13 protein-coding genes, 1 tRNA gene and 1 pseudogene are annotated in these 14,290 nt (G+C 67.5%); 8 read left to right on the top strand and 7 right to left on the bottom strand.

Annotated elements, in window-relative coordinates:
• Positions 1 to 21 precede the first annotated feature (21 nt).
• Positions 22 to 1,123: pseudogene (locus tag bpln_RS14635) on the top strand (NAD-dependent epimerase/dehydratase family protein).
• Here the strand turns inward: bpln_RS14635 and bpln_RS14630 are convergent.
• From bpln_RS14630 to bpln_RS14615, 4 genes are all read right to left on the bottom strand, one after another.
• The gene (locus bpln_RS14630; protein WP_042625783.1) at positions 1,116 to 1,301 is read right to left on the bottom strand and encodes a hypothetical protein; all 186 of its coding nucleotides are present in this window, start codon (positions 1,299 to 1,301) and stop codon (positions 1,116 to 1,118) included. The pseudogene bpln_RS14635 and the gene bpln_RS14630 sit on opposite strands and share 8 nt — an antisense overlap.
• Positions 1,302 to 1,459: 158 nt before the next feature.
• The gene (locus tag bpln_RS14625) at positions 1,460 to 2,179 is read right to left on the bottom strand and encodes a pseudouridine synthase (protein ID WP_055139148.1); all 720 of its coding nucleotides are present in this window, start codon (positions 2,177 to 2,179) and stop codon (positions 1,460 to 1,462) included.
• A 75-nt stretch (positions 2,180 to 2,254) separates the two neighbouring features.
• Positions 2,255 to 2,339, bottom strand: a tRNA-Leu gene (locus tag bpln_RS14620).
• Between the two features lie 156 nt (positions 2,340 to 2,495).
• Positions 2,496 to 3,437, bottom strand: a complete 942-nt coding sequence (locus bpln_RS14615) for a CysB family HTH-type transcriptional regulator (protein WP_042625781.1) — start codon at positions 3,435 to 3,437, stop codon at positions 2,496 to 2,498.
• Between the two features lie 224 nt (positions 3,438 to 3,661).
• Between bpln_RS14615 and bpln_RS14610 the strand changes: the two genes are divergently transcribed.
• The 6 genes from bpln_RS14610 to cobA all read left to right on the top strand — a co-directional run bounded on the left by bpln_RS14610 (position 3,662) and on the right by cobA (position 9,865).
• A complete protein-coding gene (locus bpln_RS14610) occupies positions 3,662 to 5,341 on the top strand; it encodes a nitrite/sulfite reductase (protein WP_055139147.1) in 1,680 nt (559 codons plus the stop codon).
• A gap of 20 nt (positions 5,342 to 5,361) precedes the next feature.
• Entirely contained in the window at positions 5,362 to 5,898 is a 537-nt protein-coding gene (locus bpln_RS14605) for a DUF934 domain-containing protein (protein WP_042625779.1), read from the top strand.
• Positions 5,895 to 6,629, top strand: coding sequence for a phosphoadenylyl-sulfate reductase (locus bpln_RS14600; RefSeq protein WP_055139146.1), 735 nt, complete (start codon positions 5,895 to 5,897; stop codon positions 6,627 to 6,629). The genes bpln_RS14605 and bpln_RS14600 overlap by 4 nt, the downstream gene beginning before the upstream one ends.
• A 90-nt stretch (positions 6,630 to 6,719) precedes the next feature.
• Positions 6,720 to 7,682 (top strand): sulfate adenylyltransferase subunit CysD, encoded by a 963-nt coding sequence (cysD, locus tag bpln_RS14595; protein ID WP_042625777.1) that lies wholly within the window; start codon positions 6,720 to 6,722, stop codon positions 7,680 to 7,682.
• 22 nt (positions 7,683 to 7,704) lie between these two features.
• On the top strand, positions 7,705 to 9,021 hold the full coding sequence (locus bpln_RS14590; RefSeq protein WP_055139145.1) for a sulfate adenylyltransferase subunit 1: 1,317 nt from the start codon (positions 7,705 to 7,707) through the stop codon (positions 9,019 to 9,021).
• Between the two features lie 67 nt (positions 9,022 to 9,088).
• Positions 9,089 to 9,865, top strand: coding sequence for a uroporphyrinogen-III C-methyltransferase (gene cobA / locus bpln_RS14585; protein WP_042625775.1), 777 nt, complete (start codon positions 9,089 to 9,091; stop codon positions 9,863 to 9,865).
• A gap of 133 nt (positions 9,866 to 9,998) precedes the next feature.
• On the opposite strand, the gene bpln_RS14580 is transcribed toward cobA, so the two are convergent.
• Genes bpln_RS14580 through lptF form a run of 3 tightly spaced genes read right to left on the bottom strand, consistent with a single transcriptional unit; the run spans position 9,999 to position 12,647 of the window.
• Positions 9,999 to 10,373: a sirohydrochlorin chelatase gene (locus bpln_RS14580; RefSeq protein WP_042625774.1), complete on the bottom strand. Its 375-nt coding sequence runs from the start codon at positions 10,371 to 10,373 to the stop codon at positions 9,999 to 10,001.
• 30 nt (positions 10,374 to 10,403) lie between these two features.
• Positions 10,404 to 11,552, bottom strand: coding sequence for an LPS export ABC transporter permease LptG (gene lptG / locus bpln_RS14575; RefSeq protein ID WP_042625773.1), 1,149 nt, complete (start codon positions 11,550 to 11,552; stop codon positions 10,404 to 10,406).
• 3 nt (positions 11,553 to 11,555) lie between these two features.
• The gene (gene lptF, locus bpln_RS14570) at positions 11,556 to 12,647 is read right to left on the bottom strand and encodes an LPS export ABC transporter permease LptF (RefSeq protein WP_042625772.1); all 1,092 of its coding nucleotides are present in this window, start codon (positions 12,645 to 12,647) and stop codon (positions 11,556 to 11,558) included.
• Between the two features lie 108 nt (positions 12,648 to 12,755).
• Between lptF and bpln_RS14565 the strand changes: the two genes are divergently transcribed.
• Entirely contained in the window at positions 12,756 to 14,267 is a 1,512-nt protein-coding gene (locus bpln_RS14565; RefSeq protein ID WP_055139144.1) for a leucyl aminopeptidase, read from the top strand.
• Positions 14,268 to 14,290 lie beyond the last annotated feature (23 nt).

The raw sequence follows: 14,290 nt of genomic DNA, 5'->3' as shown, positions 1-14,290 counted from the left end.
CGTTGAACAAAAGTGGGGACCGTGCGAATCGGGCACGGCGGCTACAATGATTGCGCTACGAATTCCGCTTACATCCATGATTGCGACACGAATCCTGCGCCGTCCGCGCGTGCTGATCGTCGGCTGCGGCGATGTCGGCATGCGCTGCGTCGAACAGTTGCGCCGGCGGGCGTGCCCGCCGCGCATCATCGCGCTGACGAGCCAGCCGGCCCGGCGCGCCGAACTGCTTGCGGCGGGGGCCGTGCCGATTGTCGGCGACCTGGACCGGCGCGAGACGCTGGCGCGGCTCGGCGGCCTCGCGCGGCTCGTGCTGCATCTCGCGCCGCCGCGTCCGTCGGGCGACGGCGATGCGCGCACGCGCGCGCTGATCGCGGCGCTCGGCGCGCGCCCGGCGGTGCGGCGCGGGCCGGCCCGGCAGGCCACCCAGGCGGTGGGCCGGCTGCGTGCGACGGCCAGTCACTTGCCTGACGGCTTGGCCAATCGGGCAGCGCGTATTGTACCCGAGGGGCTCCGGCGGCCGATGACGCTCGTCTATGCAAGCACGAGCGGTGTCTACGGGGATTGCGGCGGCGCTTACATCGACGAAACGCGGCCGGTGCGGCCGGCCAATGCGCGCGCGGTGCGGCGCGTGTCGGCCGAACGGCAACTGCGGCGCGCCGGCGCGCGCGGGGCGCTCGACGCGCGGATCGTGCGGATTCCCGGCATCTACGCGGCCAACCGGCTGCCGATCGCGCGGCTCGAACGCGGCACGCCGGCGCTGGTCGACGCCGACGACGTCTACACCAATCACATCCACGCCGACGATCTGGCCGGCATCCTGCTCGCGGCGGCGCGGCGCGGCCGCGCCGGACGCGTGGTGCATGCCAGCGACGATACCGAGATGAAGATGGGCGAGTATTTCGAGCGCGTGGCGCGCGCGAGCGGCCGGGCGAGCCCACCGCGCATCACGCGCGAGGAGGCAGAGCAGCGCCTCGAACCGGTGCAACTGTCGTTCATGCGCGAATCGCGCCGGCTCGTCAATACGCGGCTCAAGCGCGAACTGCGCTTCGTGTTGCGCTATCCCAGCGTCGAGGATTTCCTGCGCACCGTGTCCGCCGACAGCGAACTCGGTTCGCTCAGGTGAGCGCCGGTAGCGCCTCGATCAGCAGGAAGCAGAGCAGTGCGCCGATCATCGCGCCGATCAGGTTCGGATGGTAGGTGCGCTTCATATGCATCATGGCCAGCAGCGCGCCGATCAGAACGGCGCCGACGATGGCGAACGTGAGCATTACGGGCGACAGCGCGAACGCGGTGTGGGTCATGATCCTTCCCCTAAACCATACTGACTTTTGACCTTGTTGTGATTCGAGTATAGCGGGGACGCAGCAGAGTTCCATATTGCGCCGCAACGCCGCGTGCGCGGGTGCAACGGCGGGGATTGTGCGGATCGACGCGCGCCCGACGCGGGGGTAACGCGCGTTCAGCGGGCCGGCGCGGCGGCGCGCAGCGAAGCGAGATCGGCCTCGTCGAGCCAGCGCCAGGCACCGGCCGGCAGCGCATCGGGCGGCAGCGCGAAGCTGCCGATCCGCTCGCGATGCAGCCGCTCGCAGCGGTTGCCTGCGGCGGCGATCATCCGCTTCACCTGATGGTATTTCCCTTCCTGCACGGTCATTTCGAGTTGATGCGTGCCGCGCGCCCGTGCGTCGAGCGCGGCGATCGGCTTCGGCTCGCCGTGCAGCAGTACGCCGTCGCGCAGCGCGGCCAGTTGCGTGTCGTCGAGCGGATGCTTGAGCGTGGCGAGGTAAGTCTTCGGGACCTTGCGTTTCGGCGACGTGTAGGCATGCACGAACCGGCCGTCGTCGGACAGCAGCAGCAGGCCGGTGGTGTCCTGGTCGAGCCGGCCCACGCACTGCACGCCGCGCTCGGCGAACTGCGGCGGCAGCAGCGCGAACACGCTCGGGTGGTGCTGCGGGTCGCGCGAGCATTCGTAGCCGGCCGGCTTGTTCAGCGCGAGATAGGCGTGCTCGCGATAGGGCCAGCGCGTGCCGTCCACCTCGAATTCGAGGTTGTCGGCGGGGAAGGACTGGCCGGGATCGTCGCAGATCGCGCCGCCGATCGCGACGCGACCCGCGTCGACCAGCGCGCGACACTGGCGGCGCGAGCCGAAGCCTTGGGAGAAGAGGATGGTTTCGAGGTCCATGGCGCGCGCATTGTAGCAAGGGCGGAAGACATGAAAAAACCCGCGAAGCTTGGCGCTGTCGCGGGTTTCTGAGTTTGGTGCCCAGGGCCGGAATCGAACCGGCACGCCTTGCGGCGGGGGATTTTGAGTCCCCTGCGTCTACCAGTTTCACCACCTGGGCAGAAGATATTGCAGCCCCGCGTGTTCGGTTGCGCGCGGGCGAAACGCGGATTATGTCGGAAAACGCCGGGCCGGGCAAGCCGCCCGTGCAGCGCGGCGGTGGCCAGTAGGTCGCGTCCACGGCAGCCCCTTCTATATTGAAAGGCAGGCACCGCCCTCACAGCTCGTAGGACTCAGCCTCGCCCTTCAGTGCCTGCTCGATCAGCTTGCGGTTCAGCGTCGGCGACAGCAGTTCGACGAGCGTATACACATAGCCGCGCAGGTATGCGCCTTGTTTCAGCGCCACGCGCGTCACGTTGCTGCCGAACAGGTGCCCGACCGGAATCGCGCGCAAGTTGCGGTCGCGCTCCGGATTGAACGCGATGTCGGCCAGGATGCCGACCCCGAGCCCCAGCTCCACGTAGGTCTTGATCACGTCCGCGTCGATCGCCTCCAGCACGATGTCGGGCGACAGCCCGCGCAGCGCGAACGCGTGGTTGATCTTCTTGCGGCCGGCGAACGCGTCGTCGTAGGTGATCAGCGGGTATTGCGCGAGATCGTCGAGCGAGGGCGGGCGCCGTTCCAGCAGCGGATGGTCGGCCGGCACCACGGCCGCGTGATGCCACTGGAAGCACGGCAGCGACACCAGCTCCTTGTAGTCGGCGATCGCCTCGGTCGCGATCGCGAGATCGGCCTGGTCGTGGATCACCATCTCGGCCACCTGGGTCGGGCTGCCCTGCAGGATCGACAGATGCACCTTCGGGAAACGCTTCTTGAACTCGGCGATCGCCGCGGGCAGCGAGTAGCGCGCTTGCGTATGCGTGGCCGCGATGGTCAGATTGCCCTGATCCTGCGCCGCGTAATCCTTCCCGACCCTTTTCAAGCTTTCGACTTCCTGCAGGATCCGCTCGACCGAGGCGAGGATGATCCGGCCAGGCTCGGTCAGCGAGCGCACACGCTTGCCGTGGCGCGTGAAGATCTCCACGCCCAGTTCGTCCTCGAGTTCGATGATCGCCTTCGACACGCCCGGCTGCGATGTAAACAGCGCCTTCGCGGCCTCGGTGAGGTTGAAATTCTGGCGGACGGCCTCGCGCACGAAGCGAAATTGGTGCAGGTTCATATATAACCCTTTCGCATATGGACAGAATTTTTTAGTCGTTTGAAATATAAAGCGAGTTTATTACGATTCACCTTGGTTTTTCAAATATGGATATCTGTTTTCGTCATTAGCAAGTGACGCGGCCGAGGCCCGGCCGGCTCAGCGCGTCGGGCGCGAACGAGGCAGAATTCAGGCTTGGCGTGGCTAGGACGCCAAGCCGTCAACATGAAACCTGGGGTCCCCGAATGTATCAGTACGACCAGTACGACCAGACGATCGTCGACGAACGCGTCGCGCAATACCGCGACCAGGTGCGCCGCCGGCTGTCGGGCGAATTGAGCGAAGAAGAATTCCGTCCGCTGCGCCTGCAGAACGGCCTGTACATGCAGCGCCACGCGTACATGCACCGGATCGCGATTCCCTACGGCAATCTGCGCAGCGACCAGCTCCGCATGCTGGCGCGCATCGCGCGCGAGCACGACCGCGGTTACGGCCATTTCTCGACGCGCTCGAACATCCAGTTCAACTGGATCCAGCTCGAGGAAACGCCGGACCTGCTCGCCAAGCTCGCGTCGGTGCAGATGCACGGCATCCAGACCTCGGGCAACTGCATCCGCAACATCACGGCCGACCAGTTCGCCGGCATCGCGCCCGACGAGGTGGTCGATCCGCGCCCGTGGGCCGAAATCCTGCGCCAGTGGTCGACGTTCCATCCCGAATTCGCCTGGCTGCCGCGCAAGTTCAAGATCGCCGTGTCCGGCTCGAAGGTGGACCGCGCCGCCGTGCAGATGCACGACCTCGGCGTCTACCTGTCGCACAACGCCGACGGCGAGCTCGTCGCGAGCATCCTCGCCGGCGGCGGCCTGGGCCGCACCCCGATCGTCGGCTCGATCATCCGCGAGAACCTGCCGTGGCAGCATTTGCTGACCTATTGCGAGGCGGTGCTGCGCGTCTACAACCGTTTCGGTCGCCGCGACAATCTCTATAAAGCGCGGATCAAGATCCTCGTGAAGGCGCTCTCGCCGGAGAAGTTCTCGCAGCAGGTCGAGGCGGAATGGCAGCACTTGAAGGATGGCCCCTCGACGCTGACGCAGGAAGAAGTCGAGCGCGTCTCGCGCTTCTTCGCGCCGCCGGCCTACGAGAAGCTGGCCGACACCGATGCCTCCTACGAACAGCATCTGCTCGAGAACAAGGCGTTCGCGCGCTGGGTCGAGCGCAACGTCGCGCCGCACAAGGTGTCGGGTTACGCGGCGGTCACGCTGTCGCTGAAGCCGAACGGCGTGGCGCCCGGCGACGCGACCGACGCGCAGATGGAAGCGGTGGCCGACTGGGCCGATGCCTATTCGTTCGGCGAACTGCGCGTGTCGCACGAGCAGAACCTGATCCTCGCGAACGTGAAGAAGCGCGACCTGTTCGCGCTGTGGGAAAAGGCCAGGGCGGTCGGCTTCGCGACGCCGAACATCGGCCTGTTGACCGACATCATCGCGTGCCCGGGCGGCGATTTCTGCTCGCTTGCGAACGCCAAGTCGATCCCGATCGCGCAGGCGATCCAGGAGCGTTTCGACGATCTCGACTATGTCTACGATCTCGGCGAGATGTCGCTGAACATCTCGGGCTGCATGAATTCGTGCGGCCACCACCACGTCGGCAACATCGGCATTCTCGGCGTCGACAAGGATGGTTCGGAGTGGTACCAGGTGTCGCTCGGCGGCGAGCAGGGCACGGGGCAGGACGGCCTGAAGCTGGGCCGCGTGATCGGCCCGTCGTTCTCGGCCGAGGAAGTGCCGGACGTGATCACGAAGCTGGTCGACACCTTCGTCGACACGCGCATCGACGGCGAGCGCTTCATCGACACCTACAACCGCATCGGCATCGCGCCGTTCAAGGAGCGGGTCTACGCGGCGCGCCAGCCGGCCCACGCGTAACCGAACGAGGAATTCAGCAGATGGCTTCGATTATCAAGAACCGCGCAGTGATCGACGACGCATGGCAGGTCGTGCGCGCGGGCGAGGACGGCGCGCTGCCCGAGGTGGGCGCGCTGCCGGCCGGCAAGGTGCTGGTGCCGCTCGCCTACTGGCTGGCCGGGCGCGATGCGCTGGTCGCCGCGAAGACGAAGGACGAGCTCGGCGTGTGGCTCGCGCCCGACAGCGAGCCGGCCGACGTGGTCGCCGACTTCGACGCGCTGACGGTGATCGCGGTCGAGTTCCCGCGCTTCGGCGACGGCCGCGGCTACAGCACCGCCCACCTGCTGCGCAAGCGCCATGGCTGGACCGGCGAGCTGCGCGCGATCGGCGACGTGCTGCGTGACCAGCTGAACTACATGTCGCGTTGCGGCTTCGACGCGTTCGCGGTGCGCGCGGACCGCGATCCGCATGACGCGCTGAACGCGTTCAGCGAATTCTCGGAACGCTACCAGGGCGCGGTGGACGACGCGGTGCCGCTGTTCCGCCGCCGCGCCGCGGCCGGCCAGGCGGGCGCATGAGCGCCCCCCTCACCCCCGAGCTGGCGGCCAAGGTCGAGCGGCTCGATGCGCTGCTCGCCGCGATCGCCGAGCGCCACCCGCGCGTGAAGTTCGCGAGCAGCCTCGCGGCCGAGGACATGCTGGTTACCCACGCGATCCTCTCGAAGCAGCGTGCGATCGGCATCTTCTCGCTGAACACGGGCCGCCTGCACGCGGAGACGCTCGGCATGATCGACCGCGTGCGCGAGCGCTACGGCTACGAGATCGAGCAGTTCCACCCGCGGGCCGACGCGATCGACCGGTACGTGGCCGAGCATGGCCTGAACGCGTTCTACGAAAGCGTCGAGCTGCGCAAGGCGTGCTGTCAGATCCGCAAGGTCGAGCCGCTCGATCGCGCGCTCGCCGAGGTCGACGCCTGGGTCACGGGCCAGCGCCGCGAGCAGTCGGTGACGCGCGCGGAGCTGCACGAGGAAGAGCACGACGAGGCACGCGGCATCGCCAAGTACAACCCGCTCGCCGACTGGACCGAGGCCGAGGTGTGGGCCTACCTGAAGGCGTTCGACGTGCCGGTGAACCCGCTGCACGCGCGCGGCTACCCGAGCATCGGCTGCGAGCCCTGCACGCGCGCGATCCGCCCCGGCGAGGACAGCCGCGCGGGCCGCTGGTGGTGGGAATCGCGCGACACCAAGGAATGCGGCCTGCACATCACGGTCGCGCCGGTGTCGGAACTGCCGAGCCGCGCCAACGCCTGAGGCGCCGCCGCGCGCTTCGACCACGAACGACAGCAATCGCGCTGCCCGCCACGACGGGCGGCGATCAGCAAACCAGCAAGGACTGACACCATGAGCACGACGCTCGAACAATCCGCCTTCGCCCGGCCGGCCGGCACTTCCAGCCGGATGGGCCACCTCGACTGGCTCGAGGCCGAGTCGATCCACATCCTGCGCGAACTCGTGGCCGAGTGCAGCAAGCCCGCGCTGCTGTTCTCGGGCGGCAAGGATTCGGTCGTCGTGCTGCACCTCGCGCTGAAGGCGTTCGGCCTCGGCGCGGGCCGCCAGACCTCGCTGCCGTTCCCGCTGGTCCACATCGATACGGGCCACAACTACGACGAGGTGATCGATTTCCGCGATCGCCGCGCCAAGGAGATCGGCGCCGAGCTGGTGGTCGGCCACGTCGAGGATTCGATCGCGCGCGGCACCGTGGTGCTGCGCCGCGAAACCGATTCGCGCAACGCCGCGCAGGCCGTCACGCTGCTCGAGACGATCGAGCAATACGGCTACACGGCGATGATCGGCGGGGCGCGTCGCGACGAGGAAAAGGCGCGCGCCAAGGAACGCATCTTCTCGTTCCGCGACGAGTTCGGCCAATGGGACCCGAAGGCCCAGCGCCCGGAACTGTGGAGCCTCTACAACGCACGCCTGCACAAGGGCGAGCACCTGCGCGTGTTCCCGATCTCGAACTGGACCGAACTCGACGTCTGGCAATACATCGCGCGCGAGAACCTCGAACTGCCGTCGATCTACTACGCGCACCAGCGCGAGATCGTGCGCCGCAACGGCCTCTTGGTGCCGGTCACGCCGCTCACGCCGATGCGCGAGGGCGAGACGAGCGAGAACGCGCTGGTGCGCTTCCGCACGGTGGGCGACATCAGCTGCACCTGCCCGGTGGAGAGCGACGCCGACGACGTCGAGAAGATCATCGCCGAGACCGCGGTGACCGAGATCACCGAGCGCGGCGCGACGCGGATGGACGACCAGACGTCGGAAGCCGCGATGGAACAGCGCAAGAAGCAGGGTTATTTCTGAAGCACGCGAGGACACAGACATCATGAGCATCATCGAGAACCACGAAGACCTCGGCGTGTTGCGCTTCATCACGGCGGGCAGCGTCGACGACGGCAAGAGCACGCTGATCGGCCGCCTGCTGTACGACAGCAAGGCGGTGCTGTCCGATCAGCTGTCGGCGCTGTCGCGCGCGAAGAACAAGCGCACGGTGGGCGACGAGCTCGACCTCGCGCTCCTGACCGACGGGCTCGAAGCCGAGCGCGAGCAGGGCATCACGATCGACGTGGCGTACCGCTACTTCGCCACCGCCAGGCGCAAGTTCATCATCGCCGACACGCCGGGCCACGAGCAGTACACGCGCAACATGGTGACGGGCGCCTCCACGGCGCACGCCGCGATCATCCTGGTCGACGCGACGCGCGTGACGGTCGAGGGCGGCGTCACGCAGCTGCTGCCGCAGACCAAGCGCCATAGCGCGATCGTCAAGCTGCTCGGTCTGCAGCACGTGATCGTCGCGATCAACAAGATGGATCTGGTCGAGTATTCGGAGACCACCTTCAACCTGATCCGCGACGCCTACGTCACGCTCGCAGAACAGCTCGGTCTGGCCGGCGTGCGCTTCGTGCCGGTGTCGGCGCTCAAGGGCGACAATATCGTCACGCTGTCGGACAGCATGCCGTGGTACTCGGGCGAGCCGCTGCTGGACCTGCTGGAAACGCTGCCGGTGGCGATCGACAGCGGCGACGCGCTGCGCTTCCCGGTGCAGTGGGTGGCGCGCCAGGACGGCAGTTCGGCCGACGACTTCCGCGGCTACATGGGCCGCGTCGAGGCCGGCGAAGTGCGCGTGGGCGACGAGATCGCGGTGCTGCCCTCGGGCCGCACGGCGACGGTGGCCGAGATCATCGCGCCGGTGCCGGGCGGCACGGCCGCGGTAGAATCCGCGTTCGCGGGGCAGACGGTGACGATCCGCCTCGGCGAGGACGTCGACGTCTCGCGCGGCGACGTGTTCGTGCCGAACGCGCAGCGCATCGAGCCGGCCAAAAAGCTCGAAGCGGACCTGTGCTGGTTCGACGAGACGCCGCTGTCGCCGCAACGCAAGTATCTGCTCAAGCAGACCACCAACATGGTGTTCACGAAGATCGGCGCGGTCCGGCAGGTGCTCGACGTGCATACGCTGTCGCAGGCCACCGACCGCCAGGACCTGAAGATGAACGACATTGGCCGGGTGGCGCTGACGCTGCAAAAGCCGATCGTCTGCGATACCTACGATGCGCATGCGGGGACGGGCGCGTTCGTGCTGATCGACGAGGCGACGCACCACACGGTCGCCGCCGGCATGATCCGCGCGTACTCCGCGTGATGCCAGCGCCGTCGGCGGCGCCAGCATTATCGACGGCCGCTGACGGCGACCAACCAACGAAGGGTTTATGGGCAAGGTGTATCTGATTGGCGCGGGGCCGGGCGCGGCGGACCTGATCACGGTGCGCGGCGCGCGGCTGCTCGGCCTGGCCGACGTGGTGCTGCACGACGCGCTGGTGGAGCCCGCGATGCTCGACCATGCGCCGAACGCGCGGCACGTGGCGGTGGGCAAGCGCTGCGGGCAGCGCTCGTCCGCGCAGCAGTTCATCAACAAGCAGATCGTCGACGCCGCGCGCGAGCACGCCGTGGTGGTGCGCCTGAAGGGCGGCGACCCGATGCTGTTCGGCCGCGCCGACGAGGAAATGCGCGCGCTGGAGGCGGCCGGCATCGACTACGAGGTGGTGCCCGGCATCACCGCGGCGCTGGCCGGCGCGGCCACGCTGAAGCGCTCGCTGACGCTGCGCGGCGTCGCGCGCAGCGTCGCGTTCGCCACCCGGAGCCGCGCGCCGGGCAGCGACGAGATCCGCGAGCAGGTCAACGCCGATTCGCTGGTGTTCTACATGGGCCGCGACAGCGCGCCCGGCATCGCGCAGCAACTGATCGACGCGGGGCGCGCGGCCGACACGCCGGTGGCGATCGTCGAGGCCTGCAGCACGCCGCGCGAGCGCACGCTCGAACTGACGCTGGCGCGGATGGCGGCGGGCGAGGCGCAGGCCTGGCTCGATCCCGCGCAGCCGAGCCTGCTGATGATCGGCGCCGCGTTCGGCGAACGCGGGCGGCTCGCGGACGACGGCGCACGAGCCGAAGCCGGAGCGGATGGCGACAGCATGCGCAACGCGGCCTGACGCGACGCGTTCGGCGCCCTCGATGCGGCGCCGTCAATGAAAAACGCCGGCCTTCGGGCCGGCGTTTTTTCGTTTCGGCGACACCGCGGCGGGCGGCATCGCTTCAAACAGGGCTCATGAATGCGCCGATCGGTCAGGCGCTCGCCTGCTGCAGGCAGTAGCGCGCGATCGCGTCGAGCACGGAGTCGTCCTCGCCGATCGCGGTGGCGCAGCGGATCTCGACGCCCGGATGCGCGGCGCGGCACGCTTCGAGGATCTCGGGCAGGTCGCGCCGCACGTGGCCGCCCTGGCCGACGAACACCGGCACGATCGTGATGGTCGCGCAGCCGTGCGTGACGTGCGCGGCCACCGCGTCTTCCAGTTCCGGCGGCATCAGTTCGAGGAACGCGAGCGAGACCGGGCCGCTGGCGTGGGTGGCGCGCACGCGTGCGGCGAGCCGCTCGAACGGCTCCATCCAGCGCGGGTCGCGCGAACCATGTCCGAACAGGATGATCCCGTGCTTGCTCATCGTTCCTCCGTTGTTTGCGGTAGTCGTTGATCAGTGCCGGTCGACCCACTTCAGCGCGAACAGGCCGAGCGCGAGGTAGATCAGGGCGGGGAGCGCCGCCGTGAGCGGCGCGGGCCAGGTGTTGAGCGTGCCGATGTGCGAGAACAGCGTGTTGAAGAGCTGGAAGCTCATGCCGAGCATGATGCCGCCGAACACCTTCACGCCCACCACGCCGGCGCGCGTGTGCAGGTACGCGAACGGCAGCGACAGCACCAGCATCACGAACACCGCGAACGGGTACAGCAGCTTGCGCCACAGCGCGATGTCGTAGGTCTGCGTGTCCTGCTGGTTCTCGCGCAGATGCTGGATGTAGCGGAACAGGTTGAAGATCGACATCCGCTCCGGCGACACCAGCAGCACCGAGAGGATCTGCGGCGTGAGATCCGAGCGCAGCGAATATTGCGGCATCGACACCTGCTCGGAGCGGTAGACCGGATTCAGCGCGTCGGCAGGCGCGTGGGTGTCGGGCGGGATCGGCGTGAGCTGGGTGTCGGTCACGTCGGTCAGCAGCCAGTGGCCGGGCGGCGCGTAGCGGCCCGACTTCGCGATCCGCACGTTCTGCAGCTGGAACTTCGAGTCGAATTCGTAGATCCGCACGTTGCTGATGGTCGAGTCGGGCGACAGCGTGCCGACGTTGACGAAGCGCGTGACCGGTTCGCCGTTGTCGCGCGCGGTCAGCGTGTCCTTGACCCACACGCCCGAGGCGAAGTTCGACGACACCGACGAGCCGAGCGCCTCGAGCCGCACGCGCTCGGAGAGCTGGTCGGTGTAGGGGCCGACGAATTCGCCGATCAGGTAGGTGACGATCACGAGCGGCACGCCGATCTTCAGCAGCGAGCGCAGCGCCTGGTTGGTGGCGAGGCCCGAGACGCGGAAGATCGTGAATTCCGAGTTCGCCGCCATCTGCGCGAACACGTAGATCGCGCTGATCAGCGTCGCGACCGGGATGATCTCGTAGAAGCGCGAGGGCGTCTGCAGCGCGACGCGCAGTACCGCGTAGCCGAAATTGTAGGTGCCGTGGCCGACCGAGTTCAGCTCGCTGATCAGGTCGAAGAAGAAGAACAGCCCCGAGAACGCGAACAGCACGAAGATGAACGTCAGGTAGATCTGGCGCGCGAAATACTTTTCGTAGAGCCGCATCGGTCAGGCTCCCCGGCGGAACGTGGCCCGCGAGATGAGCGGCCGGTTGCGCACGCGCAGCCAGAACAGGAACGCGACGATGCCGGCCACCACCACGTGCAGCACCACCAGCCCGACGCCGAACGGCAGCTTGCCGCGCTCGATCTGCGATTGCACCACGTTCAGCAGGTTGGAATACGTCAGATAGATCAGCACGGCCATCACGAGGTTCACGGTGCGGCCGCGCCGCGGATTCTGGTAGGCGAGCGGGATCGCCAGGATCATCAGGTTGATCGCGATCAACGGCAGGCCGGCGCGCCAGGCGAATTCGGCCAGGTTTTCCTTGGTTGGATCGCGCAACAGGTCGAGCGTGGGCGTGCTGGTGGTGGTGGGCTGCGTGACCACCTGCTTGCTCTGGATCTTCACGCCGTAGCGCTCGAACTGCATGATCTTGAAGTTCGGCTGGCCGGGCACACCGTCGTAGCGGCGGCCGTTCTCGAGCACGATGAAGCGGTCGCCGTTCTTTTCGGTTTCGGTGCGGCCGGTCTGCGAGACGACGATGTTGACCTTGCCCTGCTCGGTGGTCGTGACGAACACGTTCTGCACCCGGGCCTGGTCCGGCGACATCTTCTCGATGAAGAACACGCGGTTGGTCGAGGTGGATTCGCGGAACTGGCCCGGGGCGAGCAGCGAGACCTCGTCGCGCTGCTGGAAGCGCGCCTTGATCAGCTTGCTCTGCTGGTTCGACCACGGCCAGCCGATGAACGCGAAGAACGCGATGAGCAGCACGATCGGCGTGGAGAACACGCCGATCGGCCGGATCAGGCGCGTGAGGCTCACGCCCGAGGCGAGCCACACCACCATTTCGGAATCGCGATACCAGCGCGTGAGCACGAACAGGATCGACACGAACAGGGTGCCGACCAGGATCATCGCGAGGTAGCCGATCACGGTGAGGCCGATCAGCACGAGCACGTCCTTCGGGCTGACCTGACCGGACGCTGCGTAGCCGACGATACGGATCATCATCGACGTCAGCATGATCGTGAGCAGCACCATGAAGACAGCGCCGGCCGTATACGCAAGCTCGCGCTGGAGGGAGCGTTCAAAGATCATGTTTGATGCGAAGAGGGCGGGAGGGAAGGGGCGCGCGCCGCCACGGGAAAAATAGCGGATAATTGCGGCTTTCACCCATAGCCCAGATTTTATCCGAGGACAAGCGCGATGGACTTTAGCATAAAAGGCTTTGATTGGAGCAAAGGCGCTTCCAAGGGGTTCCTGACCGGAAAATCCGACTGCATCGTGATCGGCGTGTTCGAGTCGCAGACGCTGTCGGGCGCCGCGCTCGACACGGATGAAGCCACCAAGGGGCTGCTGTCGCGAATCATCAAGGCCGGCGACATGGACGGCAAGGCCGGCAAGACGCTCGTCCTGCACGAAGTGTCGGGCATCGGCGCGTCGCGCGTGCTGCTGGTCGGCCTCGGCAAGCAGGACGGATTCGGCCAGAAGGCCTACCAGGAAGCCGCCCGCGCCGCGTGGCGCGCGCTGCTCGGGACCAAGGTCGGGCAGGTCGCGTTCACGCTCACGCAGCTGCCGGTGGCCGAGCGCACGTCCGACTGGTGCGTGCGGGCCGCGATCCTCGCGCTGCGCAACGAAACCTACCGCTTCACGCAGATGAAGAGCAAGGCCGAGCCCGCGCCGGCCGCGCTCAAGCGCGTCGTGTTCAGCGTCGATCCGGCCGACGAGAAGGCCGCCAAGCTGGCCGCGAAGCAGGCTGTGGCGATCGCCAACGGCACCGATTTCGCGCGCGATCTGGGCAACCTGCCCGCCAACGTCTGCACCCCCACCTATCTCGCGAACGCCGCCCGGCAGATGGCCAAGGACTGGAACCTCAAGTCCGAGGTGCTCGGCCTGAAGCAGATCCAGGCGCTGAAGATGGACTCGTTCCTGGCGGTCGCGCGCGGCTCGGTCGAGCCGCCGCAGTTCATCGTGCTGCACTACCAGGGCGGGCCGGCCAAGGCCGCGCCGATCGTGCTGGTCGGCAAGGGCATCACGTTCGACACGGGCGGCATCTCGCTGAAGCCGGGCGAGGGCATGGACGAGATGAAGTACGACATGTGCGGCGCCGGTTCGGTGCTCGGTGCGATGCGCGCCGTGGCCGAGATGGGGCTCAAGCTCAACGTCGTCGCGATCGTGCCGACCTGCGAGAACATGCCGGCGGGCAACGCGCTGAAGCCGGGCGACATCGTCACGACCATGAAGGGTCTGACGGTCGAAGTGCTCAATACCGACGCCGAGGGCCGCCTGATCCTCTGCGACGCGCTCACCTATGCCGAGCGCTTCAAGCCGGCCGCCGTGATCGACGTCGCGACGCTGACGGGCGCCTGCATCATCGCGCTCGGCCACCACAACAGCGGCCTGTTCTCGAAGGACGACGCGCTGGCGGGCGAGCTGCTCGACGCCTCGCGCGAGGCTGGAGATGCGGCCTGGCGCCTGCCGCTCGACGACGAGTATCAGGACCAGCTGAAGTCGAACTTCGCCGACCTGACGAACCTCGGCGGGCGCCCGGCCGGCAGCGTGACGGCCGCGTGCTTCCTGTCGCGCTTCGCCGAGGCTTATCCGTGGGCGCACCTCGACATCGCCGGCACCGCCTGGAAGAGCGGCGCCGCGAAGGGGGCCACCGGCCGTCCGGTGCCGCTCCTGACGCAGTTCCTGATCGACCGCGCCGACGCGTGAGCGGCGCGGCAACGACGCGGCGG

Source organism: Burkholderia plantarii (assembly GCF_001411805.1).
In the GTDB taxonomy this organism is placed as follows: domain Bacteria; phylum Pseudomonadota; class Gammaproteobacteria; order Burkholderiales; family Burkholderiaceae; genus Burkholderia; species Burkholderia plantarii.
Note: the sequence above shows the minus strand (reverse complement) of the source record. Positions and strands in the feature narration are given on the sequence as shown.